At 68.9% G+C, this 17,396-nt stretch carries 14 protein-coding genes; 2 read left to right on the top strand and 12 right to left on the bottom strand.

Annotated elements, in window-relative coordinates:
- The first annotated feature begins 352 nt into the window (after window positions 1–352).
- On the top strand, window positions 353–1,597 hold the full coding sequence (locus J2848_RS23380; RefSeq protein WP_149232447.1) for an exonuclease SbcCD subunit D C-terminal domain-containing protein: 1,245 nt from the start codon (window positions 353–355) through the stop codon (window positions 1,595–1,597).
- A complete protein-coding gene (locus tag J2848_RS23375) occupies window positions 1,597–5,358 on the top strand; it encodes an AAA family ATPase (protein WP_149232448.1) in 3,762 nt (1,253 codons plus the stop codon). Before J2848_RS23380 ends, J2848_RS23375 begins: the two co-directional genes overlap by 1 nt.
- 29 nt (window positions 5,359–5,387) lie before the next feature.
- Here J2848_RS23375 and J2848_RS23370 read toward each other — a convergent pair whose 3' ends face one another.
- The 12 genes from J2848_RS23370 to argS all read right to left on the bottom strand — a co-directional run bounded on the left by J2848_RS23370 (window position 5,388) and on the right by argS (window position 17,376).
- A complete protein-coding gene (locus J2848_RS23370; RefSeq protein WP_149232449.1) occupies window positions 5,388–6,230 on the bottom strand; it encodes an AAA family ATPase in 843 nt (280 codons plus the stop codon).
- Window positions 6,231–6,257: 27 nt separating this feature from the next.
- Window positions 6,258–6,590, bottom strand: a complete 333-nt coding sequence (locus J2848_RS23365) for a DHCW motif cupin fold protein (protein ID WP_012975884.1) — start codon at window positions 6,588–6,590, stop codon at window positions 6,258–6,260.
- Window positions 6,591–6,666: 76 nt separating this feature from the next.
- The gene (gene alaS / locus J2848_RS23360; protein ID WP_149232450.1) at window positions 6,667–9,336 is read right to left on the bottom strand and encodes an alanine--tRNA ligase; all 2,670 of its coding nucleotides are present in this window, start codon (window positions 9,334–9,336) and stop codon (window positions 6,667–6,669) included.
- Window positions 9,337–9,506: 170 nt separating this feature from the next.
- Entirely contained in the window at window positions 9,507–10,298 is a 792-nt protein-coding gene (tatC, locus tag J2848_RS23355; protein WP_149232451.1) for a twin-arginine translocase subunit TatC, read from the bottom strand.
- 16 nt (window positions 10,299–10,314) lie between these two features.
- Window positions 10,315–10,839: a Sec-independent protein translocase protein TatB gene (tatB, locus tag J2848_RS23350; RefSeq protein ID WP_149232452.1), complete on the bottom strand. Its 525-nt coding sequence runs from the start codon at window positions 10,837–10,839 to the stop codon at window positions 10,315–10,317.
- A 72-nt stretch (window positions 10,840–10,911) separates the two neighbouring features.
- Window positions 10,912–11,151, bottom strand: a complete 240-nt coding sequence (locus J2848_RS23345) for a twin-arginine translocase TatA/TatE family subunit (protein WP_149232453.1) — start codon at window positions 11,149–11,151, stop codon at window positions 10,912–10,914.
- Window positions 11,152–11,310: 159 nt separating this feature from the next.
- A complete protein-coding gene (gene scpB / locus J2848_RS23340; RefSeq protein ID WP_149232454.1) occupies window positions 11,311–11,928 on the bottom strand; it encodes an SMC-Scp complex subunit ScpB in 618 nt (205 codons plus the stop codon).
- Window positions 11,921–12,772, bottom strand: a complete 852-nt coding sequence (locus J2848_RS23335) for a segregation and condensation protein A (protein WP_149232455.1) — start codon at window positions 12,770–12,772, stop codon at window positions 11,921–11,923. The genes scpB and J2848_RS23335 overlap by 8 nt, the downstream gene beginning before the upstream one ends.
- Window positions 12,773–12,782: 10 nt before the next feature.
- Entirely contained in the window at window positions 12,783–13,460 is a 678-nt protein-coding gene (locus J2848_RS23330) for a site-2 protease family protein (RefSeq protein WP_149232456.1), read from the bottom strand.
- A 16-nt stretch (window positions 13,461–13,476) separates the two neighbouring features.
- Window positions 13,477–14,577 (bottom strand): beta-N-acetylhexosaminidase, encoded by a 1,101-nt coding sequence (nagZ, locus tag J2848_RS23325; protein WP_149232457.1) that lies wholly within the window; start codon window positions 14,575–14,577, stop codon window positions 13,477–13,479.
- Window positions 14,549–15,619 carry an SPOR domain-containing protein gene (locus J2848_RS23320; RefSeq protein WP_149232458.1) on the bottom strand — a complete coding sequence of 357 codons (1,071 nt, stop codon included), beginning with the start codon at window positions 15,617–15,619 and terminating at the stop codon, window positions 14,549–14,551. The genes nagZ and J2848_RS23320 overlap by 29 nt, the downstream gene beginning before the upstream one ends.
- Window positions 15,616–17,376, bottom strand: coding sequence for an arginine--tRNA ligase (argS, locus tag J2848_RS23315; protein WP_149232459.1), 1,761 nt, complete (start codon window positions 17,374–17,376; stop codon window positions 15,616–15,618). Before argS ends, J2848_RS23320 begins: the two co-directional genes overlap by 4 nt.
- Window positions 17,377–17,396: the final 20 nt, after the last annotated feature.

Genomic DNA, 17,396 nt, shown 5'->3' with positions numbered 1-17,396 from the left:
CTGCGCATCCCTTCTCACAACACGGTATTAACTTGTCAAAGAGCCCGCAACGCCGAGACGCGCCGCACCGGCCGCTCTTCCGCATCCCCTTTTTTCGCAGAGGACCGGATCAGAGTGACCGGAGAATTTCGGTCGAAGCCGGAAGAGCCAAACTGCTAAGTTGCTGTTTTCTCTTCCGTTTTTCCGCCGGCGCCGCACTGTCGTTCAGCGCCCCGCCGTCGGTGGAGCGGGTTATAGGCGCCCTCCCCCAAAACGCGCAAGAGCTTTTTTCGTCCTCTCGTCATTTTTTCGTAAGCCGGGTCGACGGCACGGTCCGTAGAGTGGCGCACCGTTTCGTTGCGAGCACAGGACCATGCGGAGCTTCCGTCTTCTCCACACCGCCGACTGGCACCTCGGCCAGACGCTGCATGGCATCCCCCGCGATGCCGAGCATGCCTGCTTCCTCGATTGGCTGATCGACCGCATCGGCGAGCATCGGGTGGATGCGCTGGTGATCGCCGGCGACGTCTTCGACGGACAGAACCCGCCGATCCCGGCCTTGGCGCTCTTCTACAGGTTCGTCGCACGGGCGAAGGCGCTGCATCCCCGGCTCGACATCGTGGTGGTGGCCGGCAACCATGACAGTGCCAGTCGGTTGGAGGCACCATCACCGCTGATGACGGAGATGGGGGTGCGGGTGATCGGTACCCTGCCCTCCTCCACCGAGGGGATGTTCGATCCCTCTCCCTTGATCGTGCCGCTACGCGATGCCGATGGGACGATCGCCGCCCGCTGTGTCGCCATGCCTTATCTGCGGCCATCGGATTTGCCGGCGGTCGAGGAGGCGGACGATGTCGATCCGCTGATCGAGGGGGTGCGGCGCCTCTATACCCAGGCCTGGACCGGCGGGCGCGAGCGCTGCGGACGGGGCGAGGCGCTGATCCTGACCGGACACTGCTATATGCGCGGCGGTGCCGTGTCGGAGTTGAGCGAGCGTAAGATCCTGGGCGGCAACCTGCATGCCCTTCCGGTCGACATCTTCCCCGAGGATGCGGCTTATGTGGCGCTGGGCCATCTGCACCGGGCGCAGGCGGTGGGCGGGCGCGAGGCGGTGCGTTACAGCGGCTCTCCGATCCCGCTGGCGCTGGACGAGGAGCCCTATCCCCATCAGGTGGTGCTGACCGAGTTCGCCGGCGGACGACTGGTCGGGCATGAAGTCCTGCGGGTGCCGCGCCATGTGACGATCCACCGGGTCAGCGAAGCCAGCCCGGAAGCGGCGCTGGACAGGCTGAAGCGGCTGCAGTTGGACAACGCCCTGCCACGCGACGCCTGGCCCTTCCTGGAGGTGACGGTCACCCTGCCGGAGCCGCGGCCCGCCCTGCGCGACGAGGTGGAGGCGGTGCTCGCCGGCCGGCCGGTGCGGCTGCTGAAGCTCGGAGTGCGCTTTACCGGCAGCGGCGAGACGCTGGCGGACAACGCGCCGCCGGTCGATCTGGCTTCCCTGAAACCGGAGGAGGTGTTCCGCCGGCTCTACCGCCGCAGCCATGAAGGCGATCCCGACCCCGATTTGATGGCGGCCTTCCACGAGTTGCTGACCGGCGTGCAGGAGACGATGTGATGCGGATTCTCGCGGTGCGCGGCGCCAACCTGACCAGCCTGGACGGTCCCTTCGCCATCGATTTCGACCGGGAGCCGCTGCGGCGGGCCGGGCTGTTCGCCATCACCGGGCCGACCGGTGCCGGGAAGAGCACGATCCTCGACGCCCTGTGCCTTGCCCTGTTCGACAGCATGCCGCGGCTGCCGGAGGGGCGTGGCGAGATGCTGGGACCGGAAGGCGATCCCAACAGCATCCGCACCACCGATGTGCGCACGGCCTTGCGGCGCGGCGCCGGAGCCGGCTGGGCCGAGGTGGATTTCGTAGGCATCGACGGCGAGGTCTATCGCGCACGCTGGGAGTTGCGGCGGGCACGGCAGAAGGCGCAGGGCGCCTTGCAGCAGCAGACCATGTCGCTGAGCAGCCTGGACGGCGGGCGGCGCTTCGGCGACGGCAAGAAGGGCGTGCTGGTGGAGATCGAGCGGCGTCTCGGGCTGACGTTCGAGCAGTTCCGCCGGGCGGTGCTGCTGGCCCAGGGTGACTTCGCCACCTTTTTGAAAGCGCCGGCACAGGACCGTTCCCAGATCCTGGAACTTCTGACGGGAACCGAACTTTACTCCCGTCTGTCGTCCGCCGCCTATGAACGGGCGCGTACGGAGAAGCAGGCGCTCGACACGCTGGTGGCCCAGGGCGGCGGCATCGGGGTGCTGAGCGACGATGACCGCGCGGCCTTGCAGATGGAAGCCGGTGAGGCGGCGGAGGCGGTGCGGGGTGGCGAGCAGGCATTGGCGCTGGCCCAGGCAGCTCTGGCCTGGCACGAGCGCGACGGGCAGCTTGCCGCAGCGGAGAGCAAAGCGGTCGAGACTGCCGAAGCGGCGGAGCGCGCGTGGGGCGAGGCCGAGGAACGGCGCGAGGCGGCGGTTCGGCTGCGCGGATTGCAGCCGTTGCGGCCGGTGCTGGCCGATGCCGACCGGGCAAGCGGCGAGGCGGCAGAGGCCGCAGCGGCGGTGGAACGGGCGGAGATCGCCTTGGCCGCGGCACGGCTGGCGGTGAATGAGGCGGCCGGCCGCCATGGCGATGCCCGTCGACGGTTCGAAACGGCTTGCGCGGAACAGGCCAAGACCGAACCCGATCTTGAGCTTGCGGCCGACCTGGATGGGCGAATCACGACCCTGACCGGCGAAAGGGAGACTGCCGAAGCGGCGGCGAAGGCGGCGGTCCGGCGCAGCGGCATGCTGCGGAAAGCAGTCCAGGAGATCGACACCACCCTGTCGGCGGCTCGCAGCGATGCGGCGCGGCTGGAGGTCTGGCTGCGGGAGCAGGCGGACTTCGCTGTGGTCGCCGGGCAGTGGGAGCGCTGGGACCGGCTGCTGGCACGCGTCATCGCCGATGGTGGGGCCTGGAAGGCCGCCGCACAGGAGCGTGCGCGGCTGGAGCGGGAGCTTGCCGCGACGGAGGCCGCGGCGCAGGCCGTGGAAAGCCGGCTGGCCGAGGCACGGGAGCGCTGTCGCTCGGCCGAACAGGCTCTGGAAAGCTTGCGCGCCGCGGCGGTGCCGTCGCTGGACGAGGCTCGGCAGGCGCGGACGGATGCGGGGCGGCGGCGGGACGGACTGCTTGCTCTGCTCGCCACCGGGGAGGCGCGGCAGCGCCTGGAGGCCGAGCGCAAGGCGGCCGAGGGCGAGCGGCTGCGGCTGCTGGGCGAAGCAGAGCGTGACGGGACGGCGGCGCAGGAGCTTGCCGAAAGCCGGGCCGGACAACGTGCCGCGGTCGAGGAGGCGGAGCGGACGCTGCAACGGCTGCTGCTCGCTCAGCGTGAGGATGTGGAAAGCCTGCGCGGCAGGCTCACCGAGAACGAACCCTGCCCGGTCTGCGGATCGGCGGATCATCCCTGGGCGGGCGCCGGAGCGACACCGCTCAGCCGGGTGACCCAGGACCAGGAAAAGCACCTTGCCGGATTGCGTGAGGTTCTTGCTGGGACGGTTACCCGTCATGCGGCCTTGGAGGCGGCGGAGCAGGCGGCGCGCAAGGGGGCCGAAGGGCTGGCGGCAAGGGTGGCGGCCATGGCGCAGGAGTCCGAAGGGCTGGAGGCGCGCTGGACCGCGCACGCGGCGGCGGTCGGCTGGCAGGCCGAAAGCGGGATTCCGGCCGGCATCCGCGAGGCGGTCGATGCGGTGGAGCGGCAGCTGGCGACGATTGCGGCCGATGAGGAGCGGGCGCTCGACCATCGGCGGCGGGTGGATGCGGCGCAGCAGGAACATCGGCGGCTGGAGACCGCGGCGGCCGGACTGGCGAGCGAATGCGAGGCGACCCGGCAGCGGCTGGCCGATGGGCGGCAAGCCCTGGCACTGGCGGTGGCGGCGCTGGAGCGGGCAGAGGCTGACCGGGAACTCGCTCTGGCGGAACTGGGTGAAGGGCTGGCGGGTGACGTCGGCTGGCAGGCGCAACTGAAGCGGGAGCCGGAGGGGTATCGGGCCGGTTTGGCGGCGCGAGTGGCCGAATACCGGGAGAAGAGCGAGGCACTGGCCCGAACCGCCCGCGAGGTGGAGCGGGCGACCGGCGAGCGAGCGGTGCAGGCTGCTGAACTGGATGCGGCGCTGCGCGCGGAGGAGGAGGCGCGCAGCCGGGCGGCCGATCTCACCGGACGGCTCGCGGACGCTCGGACAGCGCGCGGGGCGCTGCTGGGCGGCAGGCCGGTGTCGGAGGTGCGGAAAGCGCTGGCCGCAGAACGGCATGAGGCCGAAGCTCTGCTGGAGAAGGCCACATTCGCACGGCAGGACGCCATCGCCCGGCTGTCGGCAGCGGAACAGGAGAGGGAAACCCGCGGTGAGACATTGAGGCGGTGCGCCGACAGGGCCAGGACGGCCGGGAAACGGCTGGAGCTTGCGGTGGCCGAGCGTGGGGTCGGGCTGGAGGAGGTCCGCCGGCTGCTGGCGGCACCCGAAAGCGCGCTGGAGGCGGAAGAACTGGCGCTGGCGGTGCTGGAGCGGGCGCGCGGCGACGCGGCGCTGGTGGTGGCGGAGCGGCGGCGGCAACGTGCCGACCATCATGCCACGGGTCGCCCGGCGCAGAGCGTCGAAGACGCCACAGCCGCGGCGGAGACCATCCGTACGGTGCTGGAGCGCGATCGCGACCGGCTGGGCTCGGCACGCGGGCGGCTTGAAGCGGACGACGCCAACCGGCAACGGCTGGCCGGGTTGACCGCGGAGATCGAGGCGCAGCAGGCGCGCACTGCCCTGTGGGATAAGATGGCGCAGCTGATCGGCTCGAAGACCGGGCAGAAGATGCGCAATTTCGCCCAGAGCCTGAGCCTGGATCTGCTGCTGACCCACGCCAACCGGCATCTGGAGGATCTCGCCCGACGCTATCGGCTGGAACGGGTGGCGGGGGCCGATCTGGAGATCCAGGTGGTCGACCGCGAGATGGGTGACGAGCGGCGCGGCGTGCACAGCCTGTCGGGCGGCGAGCTGTTCTTGGTGTCGCTGGCCCTGGCGCTCGGGCTGTCGGCGATGGCGGCGGGGACCTCCGGCGGGATCGGCACACTGTTCATCGACGAGGGGTTCGGCTCGCTCGATCCCGACAGCCTGGACGTCGCGCTGTCCTGCCTGGAGGCGTTGCAGGCTGGCGGCCGTCAGGTCGGCGTCATCAGCCATGTTCCGGCGATGGTCGAGCGTATCGGCACGCAGATCCGCGTCATGCCGCTGGGCGGCGGGCGCAGCCGGGTGACGGTGCACTCGGCGACGGGGACGGCGCTGGGCGTGGCGATGGAGGAGGTGGAGGGGGTTTGAGGGGAGAACGGTCCCCGTGAACTCCGCCCTTACCTCCCCCGCTTCGCCAGGAAGGCCAGCCGTTCCAGCGTGTGGACGTCCTGCTCGTTCTTCAGCAGCGCGCCACACAGAGGTGGGATCAGGGTGCGGGCGTCCTTGGCGCGCAGGGTCTCGGGATCGACGTCCTCGACCATCAGCAGCTTGATCCAGTCCAGCAGTTCCGACGTGGACGGCTTCTTCTTCAGGCCGGAAACCTCGCGCAGGTCATAGAACAGGTTCAGCGCCTCGCGCAGCAGGGCGGACTTCAGGCCGGGGTAATGGACCTCGACGATGCGTTCCATCGTCTCGCGCTCGGGGAAGCGGATGTAATGGAAGAAGCAACGGCGCAGAAAGGCGTCCGGCAGCTCCTTCTCATTGTTGGAGGTGATGATGACGATGGGGCGCTTGGCCGCCCTGATCGTCTGGCGGGTTTCATAGACGTGGAACTCCATGCGGTCGAGTTCCAGCAGCAGGTCGTTGGGGAACTCGATGTCGGCCTTGTCGATCTCGTCGATCAGCAGGACCGGAGCATCATGCGCCTCAAAGGCTTCCCACAGCTTGCCGCGGACGATGTAGTTGGCGATGTCGTGGACCTTAGCCTCGCCCAACTGGCTGTCGCGCAGCCGGCTGACCGCGTCATATTCGTAGAGGCCCTGCTGCGCCTTGGTCGTCGACTTCACGTGCCAGGACAGCAGCGGCTTGTTCAGCGCGCGGGCGATCTCCACCGCCAGAACGGTCTTGCCGGTGCCGGGTTCGCCCTTCACCAGAAGCGGCCGCTCGAGCGTGATGGCGGCGTTGACCGCCACCATCAGGTCGTCGGTGGCGACATAGCGGTCGGTTCCGGTGAAGCGCATGGGTGGGCTCCCTCAAGCGAGAAGGTTTCAGTCCACGATAAACAGGGTGGCGCCGATTTCGGTCGAGGATCGGTGCGGATGGTCGCCGAAATCGGACACCTGATAGCTCATGCCGGCGGTCAGGACGAAGCGGCGTCCGTCCTTCAGCTCGGTGACCAGTTCGCCGCTGACCACGAACAGCACATGGCCACGGTCGCACCAATGGTCGGCCAGATAGCCGGGCGTGTATTCGACCAGCCGCACCCGCAGCTCTCCGGCGTGGAAGCTGCGCCAGCGGGCGAGGCCGGTCTCGCCTGGATGCTCGGTGACGGGAACGGCGGACCAGTCGGTCACGGTGAAGGGAAGAGTCGGGAGTTCCATCGCCGGACCTTCAGAGAAAGGGCACGAACAGAAAAACGGCCCCCGGAGCGAACCGGGGGCCGGGTTTCAGCCAAGATCAGGAGGCCTTCCTGCCCGCGATCGCCTTTTCGATGGCCTCGATCGCAGCATGGGCCAGCGAGGCATCGGGACCGCCGGCCTGGGCCATGTCCGGCCGGCCGCCACCGCCCTTGCCGCCCAGCGCCTCGGCGCCGACGCGGACCAGATCGACGGCGCTCAAGCTGGCCGTCAGGTCGTCGGTCACGCCGATGACGATGGAAGCCTTGCCCTCGTTGGAGGCGATCAGCACGACGACGCCGGAGCCGACCTGCTTCTTCAGCTCGTCGGCCATCGGTTTCAGGTCCTTGGCCGGCAGGCCTTCGACCACGCGGGCGGCGACCTTGACGCCAGCGACGTCCTTGGCCTCACTGCCGCCGTCGGCCTTGGCGCCGCCTCCCATCGCCACTTGACGACGAAGGTCCGCCAGTTCGCGTTCCATCTTGCGGCGCTCCTCGACCAGGGCCGCCACGCGGGTCGGGACCTCGTCGGGCTTCACCTTCAGGACGCTCGCCGCCTCGGTCAGCAGATGGTCGCGCTCGGACAGCCACGCCTTGGCGCCGGTGCCGGTCAGCGCCTCGATGCGGCGGACACCGGCGGCGACAGCCCCTTCGGAGACGATCTTGAACACGCCGATGTCGCCGGTCCGGCGGACATGGGTGCCGCCGCACAGTTCGATCGAGTAATCGCGGTCCTGCTCGCCATGCGGGCCGCCCATGGAGACGACGCGGACCTCATCGCCGTACTTCTCGCCGAACAGGGCCATGGCACCCTGGGCGCGGGCCTCGTCGGGGGACATCAGGCGGGTGATGACTTCGCTGTTGGCGAGCACGCGGCGGTTCACCTCGTCCTCGATGGCGGCGATGTCGGCTCCCGTCAGGCCGGTCGGCTGGCTGATGTCGAAGCGCAGACGCTCCGGTGCCACCAGCGAGCCCTTCTGGGTGACATGGTCGCCCAGCCGGTGGCGCAGCGCTTCGTGCAGCAGGTGGGTGGCGGAGTGGTTGGCGCGGATGGCGGAGCGGCGCTCGCTGTCCACCCGCAGCTCGACCACATCGCCGACCTTCAGCGTGCCCTTGGTGACGGTGCCGACATGGACCCACACCGCCCCCAGCTTCTTCAGCGTGTCGGAAACCGCGATCTCGGCCCCGCCGGCGGAGAAGATCACGCCCGCATCGCCGACCTGACCGCCCGATTCGCCATAGAAGGGCGTCTGGTTGACGACGACCATCACCGGGTCGCCGGCATTGGCGGCCTCGACGCGGGCGTCGCCCTTGACGAGGGCGGTCACCTTGCCCTCGGCCACTTCGGTGTCGTAGCCGAAGAACTCGGTGGCGCCCAGTTCGTCCTTGATCTCGTACCACAGCTTCTCGGTGCCGACCTCGCCCGAGCCGGCCCAGGATTCGCGGGCCTTGCGGCGCTGCTCGTCCATCGCCGCCTTGAAGCCGGCCTCGTCGACGCCGCGGCCCTGGCCGCGCAGCACGTCCTGCGTCAGGTCGAGCGGGAAGCCGTAGGTGTCGTACAGCTTGAAGGCGACGTCGCCGGCCAGCGGCTGGCCCTCGCCCAGATGGCCGACCTCATCCTCCAGCAGGCGCAGGCCGCGTTCCAGCGTCTGCTTGAAGCGGGTCTCCTCCAGCTTCAGCGTCTCGACGATCAGGGCACGGGCGCGGTTCAGCTCCGGATAGGCGTCGCCCATCTGCTGGATTAGTGCCGGGACCAGACGGTGCATCAGCGGCTCGCGCGCGCCGATCATGTGGGCGTGGCGCATGGCGCGGCGCATGATGCGGCGCAGCACATAGCCGCGGCCTTCGTTCGACGGCAGCACGCCGTCGGCGATCAGGAAGGAGGTGGAGCGCAGATGGTCGGCGATGACGCGGTGCGACACCGCGTGGGCACCGTCCGGCGAAGTCTTGGTGGCCTCGGCCGACGCCATGATCAGCGCCCGCATCAGGTCGATGTCGTAGTTGTCGTGCTTGCCCTGCAGAACGGCGGCCAGACGCTCCAGACCCATGCCGGTGTCGATCGACGGCCTGGGCAGCGGCACCAGATTGTCCGGACCAAGCTGTTCATACTGCATGAACACGAGGTTCCAGATCTCGATGAAGCGGTCGCCATCCTGATCCGGGCTGCCCGGCGGGCCGCCGGCGATCGACGGGCCGTGGTCGTAGAAGATCTCGGAGCAGGGACCGCAGGGACCGGTGTCGCCCATGCGCCAGAAATTGTCGTCGGTCGGGATGCGGATGATGCGGTCGTCCGACAGGCCGGCGACCTTGCGCCAGATCGCTGCCGCATCCTCGTCGGAGGTGTGGACCGTCACCAGCAGCTTGTCAGCCGGCAGGCCGTATTCCTTGGTGATCAGGTTCCAGGCGAACGCGATGGCGTCGTCCTTGAAGTAATCGCCGAAGGAGAAGTTCCCCAGCATCTCGAAGAAGGTATGGTGCCGCGCGGTGTAGCCGACATTGTCCAGGTCGTTGTGCTTGCCGCCGGCGCGCACGCATTTCTGCGAAGTGACGGCGCGCTTGTAGGGCCGCGCCTCGGCACCGGTGAAGACGTTCTTGAACTGGACCATGCCGGCATTGGTGAACATCAGCGTCGGGTCGTTGCGCGGCACGAGCGGCGACGAATCGACCTTCTGATGGCCCTGCTTGGCGAAGAAATCCAGGAACGTGCGACGGATGTCGTTGGCGGTCTGCATACGGTCAAGGCTCCGGGTGCGCGGCTAAGGCCTTCCATTGGCCGAACCGTGCTTTTAGCGCGAGAATGGCGGCATGTCCACGACGGACGGATTATTACCCTAGGTCAAGGCCGGCGAAATGCCATGGGCAAAATGCCGCCAGCAAAATGCTGTGGGCAAAGTGCTGCCGATTACTCGGCCTCCGACGCGGCCCGTGCCTTTTCGATCCGGCGGCCGACGATGATCGCGATCTCGTAGAGTGCGATCAGCGGCAGCGCCAGACTGACCTGGCTGATGACGTCGGGCGGGGTCAGCACCGCGGCGGCGATGAAGGCGCCGACGATGGCGTAGCGGCGCTTGGACGCCAGGGCGTCGGTGCTGATGATGCCGACGCGGATCAGCAGGGTCAGCAGAACCGGCAACTGGAAGGCGATGCCGAAGGCGAAGATCAGCGACATCACCAGGTGCAGATATTCACCGACGCGCGCCTCGAACTCGATGGGCAGGGCGTTGCCGTCGCCGCCGGGGTGGAACTCGAAGCCCAGGAAGAAGCGCCAGGCCATCGGAAAGATGAAGTAATAGACGATACCGGCACCGGTCAGGAACATCACCGGCGTCGCCACCAGGAAGGGCAGGAACGCCTTGCGCTCGTGCTTGTACAGGCCGGGCGCCACGAACATCCAGATCTGGCTGGCGACGATCGGGAAGGAGATGAAGCAGCCGGCCCAGAAGGCGACCTTCACATAGGTGAAGAAGGCTTCGGTCAGGCCGGTGTAGATCATCCGGCGCCCCTGCCCCGCCAGGATGTCGGCCAGCGGCTGGACCAGGAAATTGTAGATCCTGTCCGACACCGCATAGCACAGCAGGAAGGCGATCAGGATGGCGCCGATCGCCCACATCAGCCGGTTCCGCAGTTCGATCAGGTGATCGATCAGCGGCATCTTGCTGTCTTCGAGTTCGTCCTGCTGCGTATCGCCGGTCATTGGGCCGTCTTTGTCTTCAGGTCTGCTTGTCGGTCGGCTGGGCGGCGGCCACGGCGTCCGGGCGCGGAACCGGTGCGGGCTGCGACACCGGGGCCGGCTGCGGGGGTTCGGGGGTGATCGGCGCCGTGGTGATCGGTGAGGGCGCGGCGGAAGGCGCCACGCTGTCGGTGACCATCGGCGTGGCCGGCGCGCTGATCACCGGCTCCGGCGCCTGCGGCAGGTCGGGTTCCGGCGTGCTGCCGGGATGGCCGTTCAAGCCAACATCGAAGGCCTTCCCCACCTCCCCCTTCGGGTCGATGGTGTCCTCCATCATCTTCTTGATGTTCAGGTCGCGGGTCTTCAGGGCTTCCTTGCGAAGCTCGTCCAACTCGGTCTCCCGCATCATGTCGTCGATATGGGTCTGGAATTCGCGCGCAACGACCCGCGCCTTACGCACCCATTTGCCGAGCGTGAAGATCGCCTTGGGCAGATCCTTGGGGCCGATGACCACAAGGGCGATGACGGCGATCACCATCAGTTCGGACCAAGCGATGTCGAACATGTTCTTCCGGCTTCACGAATGCGGTGGGCAGGGTGGCGTGCGGCCCAAGGGGATCGGCCGCGCGCCCGCCGGTCAGCTGCGGACCGCCTCGTCCTTCTTGGCCGCGGTTTCGGCCGTGTTGGCAGGCTGGTTCGGAATGGTCTTGGCGTTGTTGCCGGGCGCGGCATCGTCGCTGTCGTCCTGCAGGCCCGCCTTGAAGGACTTCACGCCCTTGGCGAGATCGCCCATCACCTTCGGCAGCTTGCCGGCGCCGAACAGCAGAAGAACGATCAGAAGAACGATGATCCAGTGCCAGATGCTGAAAGAACCCATGGCGCGCCTATCACGTTTGAACGGCCTTTGCGGCGGGCCGGCACTATGGCAGAAAGGCCAGGGTGCCGCAACGTTCGCCCCACCATCCTTAACCGGTTGTCATTGAGGTTTCACGGGAATTCGCGCGGGACCGCGAAAAACCAGGAGGCCGGCCGGTCCCTACTCCTCGTTGTCGCTTCCCAGCGCGCTGTCGTCCGCCGTCGCCCCCAGCCCCAGCAGCACCGGACGGCTGTCCAGCAGGCCGGCGGCGCGCAGATCGTCGACGCTGGGCAGGTCGCGCAGGGTCTCCAGCCCGAAATGGTCGAGGAAATGGTCGGTGGTGATCCAGGTCAGCGGCCGGCCCGGTGTCTCCCGCCGCTTGCCCGGCCGGATCCAGCCATGTTCCATCAGCAGATCCAGCGTGCCCTTGCTGGTGGCGACACCGCGGATGGATTCAATCTCGCCCCGGGTCACCGGCTGGTGGTAGGCGATGATCGCCAGCGTCTCGATCGCCGCGCGGGACAGCTTGCGCGACACCTCCTCCTCCCGCCGCAGCTCCGGCGCCAGATCGACGGCGGTGCGGAAGGCCCAGCCGCCGCCGGTGCGCACCAGAGTGACGCCGCGCGGCGCATAGTGGGCGCGCAGTTCCTCCAGCAGCAGGCCGACCTCCGGCCCGACACGGCCGGCCAGCGTCTCCTCGTCCAGCGGTTCGGCCGACGCGAACAGCAGCGCTTCCAGCAGGCGCAGCTTGCCGATGCGGGCCTCCGCCTCGTGGGCGTCGGTGACTTCCTTAATCATGCGATTGCGCTTCTTCCGAAATGTCGCCGTCCTGGGAATCGGCGGAATTGCCCGGGCGGCCGCGGACATAGAGCGGGGCGAAGGCGCCCTCCTGGCGCAGTTCCACCCGGCCGGCCTTGGCCAGTTCCAGCGTCGCCGCGAAATGAGCGGCGAGCGCCGAGCGGGTCAGCAGCCCGCCGCTCTCTCCGCTTGGCAGGAAGCTCGCCAGCATCGCCCAGTCCGGCATGTGGCCCAGCAGGGAGGACAGGCGCCGCACCGCCTCCTCCATCGAATAAAGGCGGACCGGGGCGATGTGCAGGACACCGGATTCCTTGCGGGCGCGCTGCCGGCCGTAGGCGCGCAGCAGGTCGAACAGGGTGACCTCGTAGACCGACTTGCGGCGCAGGTCCAAATCCTCCGGCGCGCCGCGCGGGTGGACGTCGATGCGCAGCCGCGGGCGGGCGAACAGCTTCTCGGCAGCTCCCTTCATCGCTTCCAGCCGCTGGAGCTGGAAGGCGAGTGCGGCGGCCATGTCCTCGCCGGACGGCTCTTCTCCCTGCGGTTCGGGCAGCAGCAGGCGCGATTTCAGGTAGGCCAGCCACGCCGCCATCACCAGATAGTCGGCGGCCAGTTCCAGCCGAACCTTCCGCGCCTCCGCGACGAAGGTGAGATACTGGTCGGCCAGTTCCAGGATGGAGATGCGCGTCAGGTCGACCTTCTGGTCGCGTCCCAGCGCCAGCAGCATGTCGAGCGGCCCTTCAAAGCCGTCCAGAACCAGCAACAGCTGTTCAGACGGCGACGACTCTGCCGCCGCCGCGGCGTCGGCCTCACACCCGGCCGGCAGATCGGCCACTAGATCGGCCATCGGAAAACCTTCAGTCGTTGCCGGTCAGAACCCGGATGAAATCGATCACCGCGTCCACCGGCGGACCCAGCACCCAATGCATGACGCTGAGGTCCATGCCGATCTGGCGCCCCAGCATCGGCAGCAGGAAGAAGGCCGCCATCAGGATCGGCAGCCCGAAACGCTCCAGCTTCGCCAGCGGCACGGCCAGCGCATCCGGCAGGATGCCGACCGCGACCCGGCCGCCGTCCAGCGGTGGCAGCGGGATCAGGTTGAACACCATCAGGATGACGTTGACCAGCACCGAGACCTCGGCGGCGGAGCGGATCCACAGCTCGGCCATGCTGTTTTCCGGATTGACCAGCCGCCAGATCACCGCCGACGCCACCGCCAGCAGGAAATTGGTGCCCGGCCCGGCCAGCGCGACCCACACCATGTCGCGGCGCGGATGGTCCAGCCGGGCGAAATTGACCGGAACCGGCTTGGCCCAGCCGAAGACGAAGCCGGTGGTGAAATACATCAGCGCCGGCAGCAGGACGGTGCCGAACGGATCGATGTGGCGGATCGGGTTGAAGGTGACGCGGCCAAGCCGATAGGCAGTGTCGTCGCCCAGCCTCCAGGCGACGAAGCCGTGCGCCGCCTCGTGCAGGGTGATGGCGAGGATGGCCGGCAGGGCCACGGCCGTCACCTGGAAGATCCATTCCTCCATCGTCCGCTCCCGTCCGTCAGGTCTGCGCCGTGCCGAGAAGTTCGGCCAGCCGGTTCGTCAATGCCGCGATGTCCGCCGGTTCCGGCGCATGGCGCATCGCCTCCGCCCGCGCCCAGCGCTCCGCGGCCGCGCCGCTCAGCAGCGGCACGGCGCCGACGATCGACCGCATCTCGGCCAGATCGCCATTGCAGTGGAGCACGACATCCATGCCGGCCGCCAGCACCGCTTCGGTCCGTGTCCTTGGGTCGCCCTGCAATGCGTTCATCGACAGATCGTCGCTGAACAGCAGGCCACCGAAGCCGATGGACGGCCCCCGCACCACCTCGCGCACCACGATGGGGGAGGTGCTGGCGGGTGCGGTCGGGTCGATGGCCTTCAGAACCACATGCGCCACCATCGCCAGCGGCAGATCGGCCAGGGCACGGAAGGGGGCGAAGTCGGTGGCCTCCAGCACCGCGCGGTCCGCCTCCACCACCGGCAGTTCGGCATGGCTGTCGGCGAAGGCACGGCCATGCCCGGGGATGTGCTTGACCACCGGCAGCACGCCGCCGGCCAGCAGACCGTCGGCGGTGGCGCGGGCAAGATCGATCACCACGGCGGGGTCGCGCGAAAAGGCGCGGTCACCGATGATGTCGTGCGCCCCTTCCACCGGCACGTCGCACACCGGCGCGCAGTCCACCGTGATGCCGACCTCCGTCAGCATATGGGCGAGCAGCCGGCCGTTGATCCAGGCGGCTTCTTGGGCGGCCTCGCGCCCGGCGGCGGCATCCTGCGCGGCGAGCGTGCCGAACACGCCCATCGGCGGATGGGCCGGCCAGTGCGGCGGGCGCATGCGCGCGACCCGGCCGCCCTCCTGGTCGATCAGGACAGGAGCGTCCGCCCGGCCGACGCTGTCGCGCAGATCGTCAACCAGCCGGCGCATCTGGTCGCGGCTGTCGCAGTTGCGGCGGAACAGGATGAAGCCGAGGGGATCGGCGTCGCGGAAGAAGGCGGCCTCGTCGGCCGTCACCTCCAGCCCGGCGCAGCCGAAGACGACCGCGCGCGGGTGGGTGACCGGGGTGGACCTCACTGAGTCAGAGCCCAGAAAATCAGGGACGGACAACCACACACCCCACATTTTGCGCGCGCAGCTGGGCACAGGCCGACTTGGCCCGCGCCTCGTCGGCGCCGGCGCCCTGCACCCGATAGAAGATGCCCTTCTCGCCCAGATCGACCTTGGCGACCTGCATCGACAGGCCGCCGAGCGCGTCGGGATGGCGGCCGGCAAGACGGCGCCATTCGGCCGCGGCCTCGCCCTCGCTACGCACCGACGCCAGCTGGACGCGCCAACCGCCGCTGCCGCCGGCTGCCGGAGCGGGAACCGCCGCGGGCTTCGCCGGCTGCGGCACCGCCTTGGCCGGAGCGGTCGGCAGGGAGGCGGCCTCCAGCTTGGCGATCAGCTGCCCCATCGACGGGGCGGCGTTCTGCTGCGCCGGCGGTGCGGGCGGCTTGGCGGCCGAAGCGACCTGCTGTTGAGGCGCAGGAGCCGGCTTGGCCGGAGCGGCCGCGGGCTGCTGCGGCTTTGCGGCGACGCTGGCCGGAGTCTGCACGGACGGCGTCTGCGCCACCGGAACCTGACCGGCCGGCGAAGTGGCCGTGGTCGCGGCCGGCAGGCCGGGCGCCGGTTCGGGGGCGGCCAGCGGAGCCGCCGCCGCGACCGCCGCGGCGACGTTGTCGCGCGGAACGGTGGCGGTGGAGCCCGGCGGCAGCTGGGCCACCGACGGCACCGACGGCAGCGGCACCACAGCCGGAATCTGCGGCGTCACCACCGGACGCGGCAGCGGCACCTCCGGCGGCGGCAGCAGCCGCTCGACCTGATTGCCGCGCCCGCCGTCATGGTCGCGCAGCCGCTCATAGGCCAGGATGTCCTGGTGCGGCACCTCCATCCCACCCGGCTGGTCGGGACGGGCCTTGGACGGCCCGGCATCCGCAGTCAGCAGCGGCGGCCCGTCGCCGGACAGCCGCGACGGGCCGCGAAGCCCGACGACCGCCGCACCGGCGAACGTCACGACGCCGACCACGGCGAAGCCGAGCGCCAGCAGCCCGCGCCTGTTGGCGGACTGTCGGGGCGGCATCCCATAGGGATTGGCCGCGTAGTTGACGTCGCCGTCGTACTTCATGAACGCAGTTCCTCCACCGGCTCGACACCCATCACCGTCAGGCCCGAGGCGATCACCGTCGCCACCGCGGCGATCATCGCCAGCCGGGCGGTCGTCAGTTCCGCATCGCCCTCGATCAGGAAGCGCAGCGAGGCATCGTCACGGCCCCGGTTCCACAGCGCGTGGAAATCGCTGGCGAGATCATAGAGGAAGAAGGCGATGCGGTGCGGTTCATGCGCCTCGGCCGCCGCCTCGACCACGCGCGGCCAGGTGGCCATGCGCTTGGCGAGCGCCATCTCCTCCTCACTGTCCAGCCGGGCAAGGTTCGCCGCGGCGGCGAGCGAAGCCGGCGTCTGGTCCAGCTGCGGCAGCGCCGTCGCGGCGTGGCGCAGGACCGAACGGCAGCGGGCGTGGGCGTACTGCACGTAGAAGACCGGGTTGTCCTTCGACTGCTCCGTCACCTTGGCGAAGTCGAAGTCCAGCGTCTGGTCGTTGCGGCGGGTCAGCATGATGAAGCGGACCACGTCCTTGCCGACCTGATCGATCACGTCGCGCAGCGTCACAAAGGTGCCGGCACGCTTGGACATCTTCACCGGCTGGCCGTTCTGCATCAGATGGACCAGCTGGCACAGCTTCACGTCCAGCTCGGCCTCGCCGCCGGAGATCGCCCGCGTCGCCGCCTGCATGCGCTTGACATAGCCGCCATGGTCGGCGCCCAGCACGTCGATCAGCGATGCAGCACCGCGCCGATACTTGTCATAGTGATAGGCGATGTCGTTGGCGAAATAGGTGAAGGAGCCGTCGGACTTCTTCAGCGGCCGGTCGACGTCGTCGCCGAACTGGCTCGACTTGAACAGGGTCTGTGGGCGCGGCTCCCAATCGTCGGGCTTCTTGCCCTTCGGCGGCTCCAGCACGCCGGTGTAGATCAGGCCACGCTCCTCCAGCGCCGCCAGCGCCGTCTGCACGGCGCCCGCCGTCACCAGGGCGCGTTCGCTGCTATAGACGTCCATCGTGACGCCGAGAGCGCCCAGATCCTCGCGGATCCAGCCCATGATCATGGAGATCGCGAAGTCGCGGCAGGCCGGCAGCCATTCGGACTCGTCGGTGCCGATCCAGCGGTTGCCGTCACGCTCGGCCAGAGCCTGACCGACCTCCTTCAGATATTCGCCGGGATAGAGGCCGGCCGGGATCTCGCCGACCTCCTCGCCCAGCGCCTCGCGGTAGCGGATGAAGGTGGACCGTCCCAGCACGTCGACCTGCGCGCCGGCATCGTTGATGTAATATTCACGGGTGACGGCGTAGCCGGCCTTCTGCAGCAGCGCGGCCAGCGCGTCGCCGAATACGGCGCCACGGCCATGGGCGGCATGCAGCGGGCCGGTCGGGTTGGCCGACACATATTCCACATTGACCGGCGCCCCGCCGCCCAACTCGCTGTCGCCATAGGCGGTGCCGGCGGTCAGCACGTCGCGGATGCGGTCGCGCCAGACGTCCGGCGTCAGGCGCAGGTTGACGAAGCCCGGACCGGCGATCTCGACCGACGCCACGTCGGCGCGGCTCTTCAGCTTGGCGATCAGCAATTCCGCCAGGGCGCGCGGCGCCATCTTCGCCGGCTTCGCCAGGATCATCGCGGCGTTGGTGGACAGGTCGCCATGCGAGGCCTCGCGCGGCGGCTCGACCGTCAGACGGCTGCCGTCCAGCCCGGCGGGGATGGCACCCTCGGCGGCCAGTTCTTCCAGCAGCTTGCGAATATCGGTCTCGAAGGCCTTGAAAATATTCATCGTCTCAGGTCGTCTTTTCA

Source organism: Azospirillum lipoferum (genome assembly GCF_024170005.1).
Classification (GTDB): domain Bacteria; phylum Pseudomonadota; class Alphaproteobacteria; order Azospirillales; family Azospirillaceae; genus Azospirillum; species Azospirillum lipoferum.
Note: the sequence above shows the minus strand (reverse complement) of the source record. Positions and strands in the feature narration are given on the sequence as shown.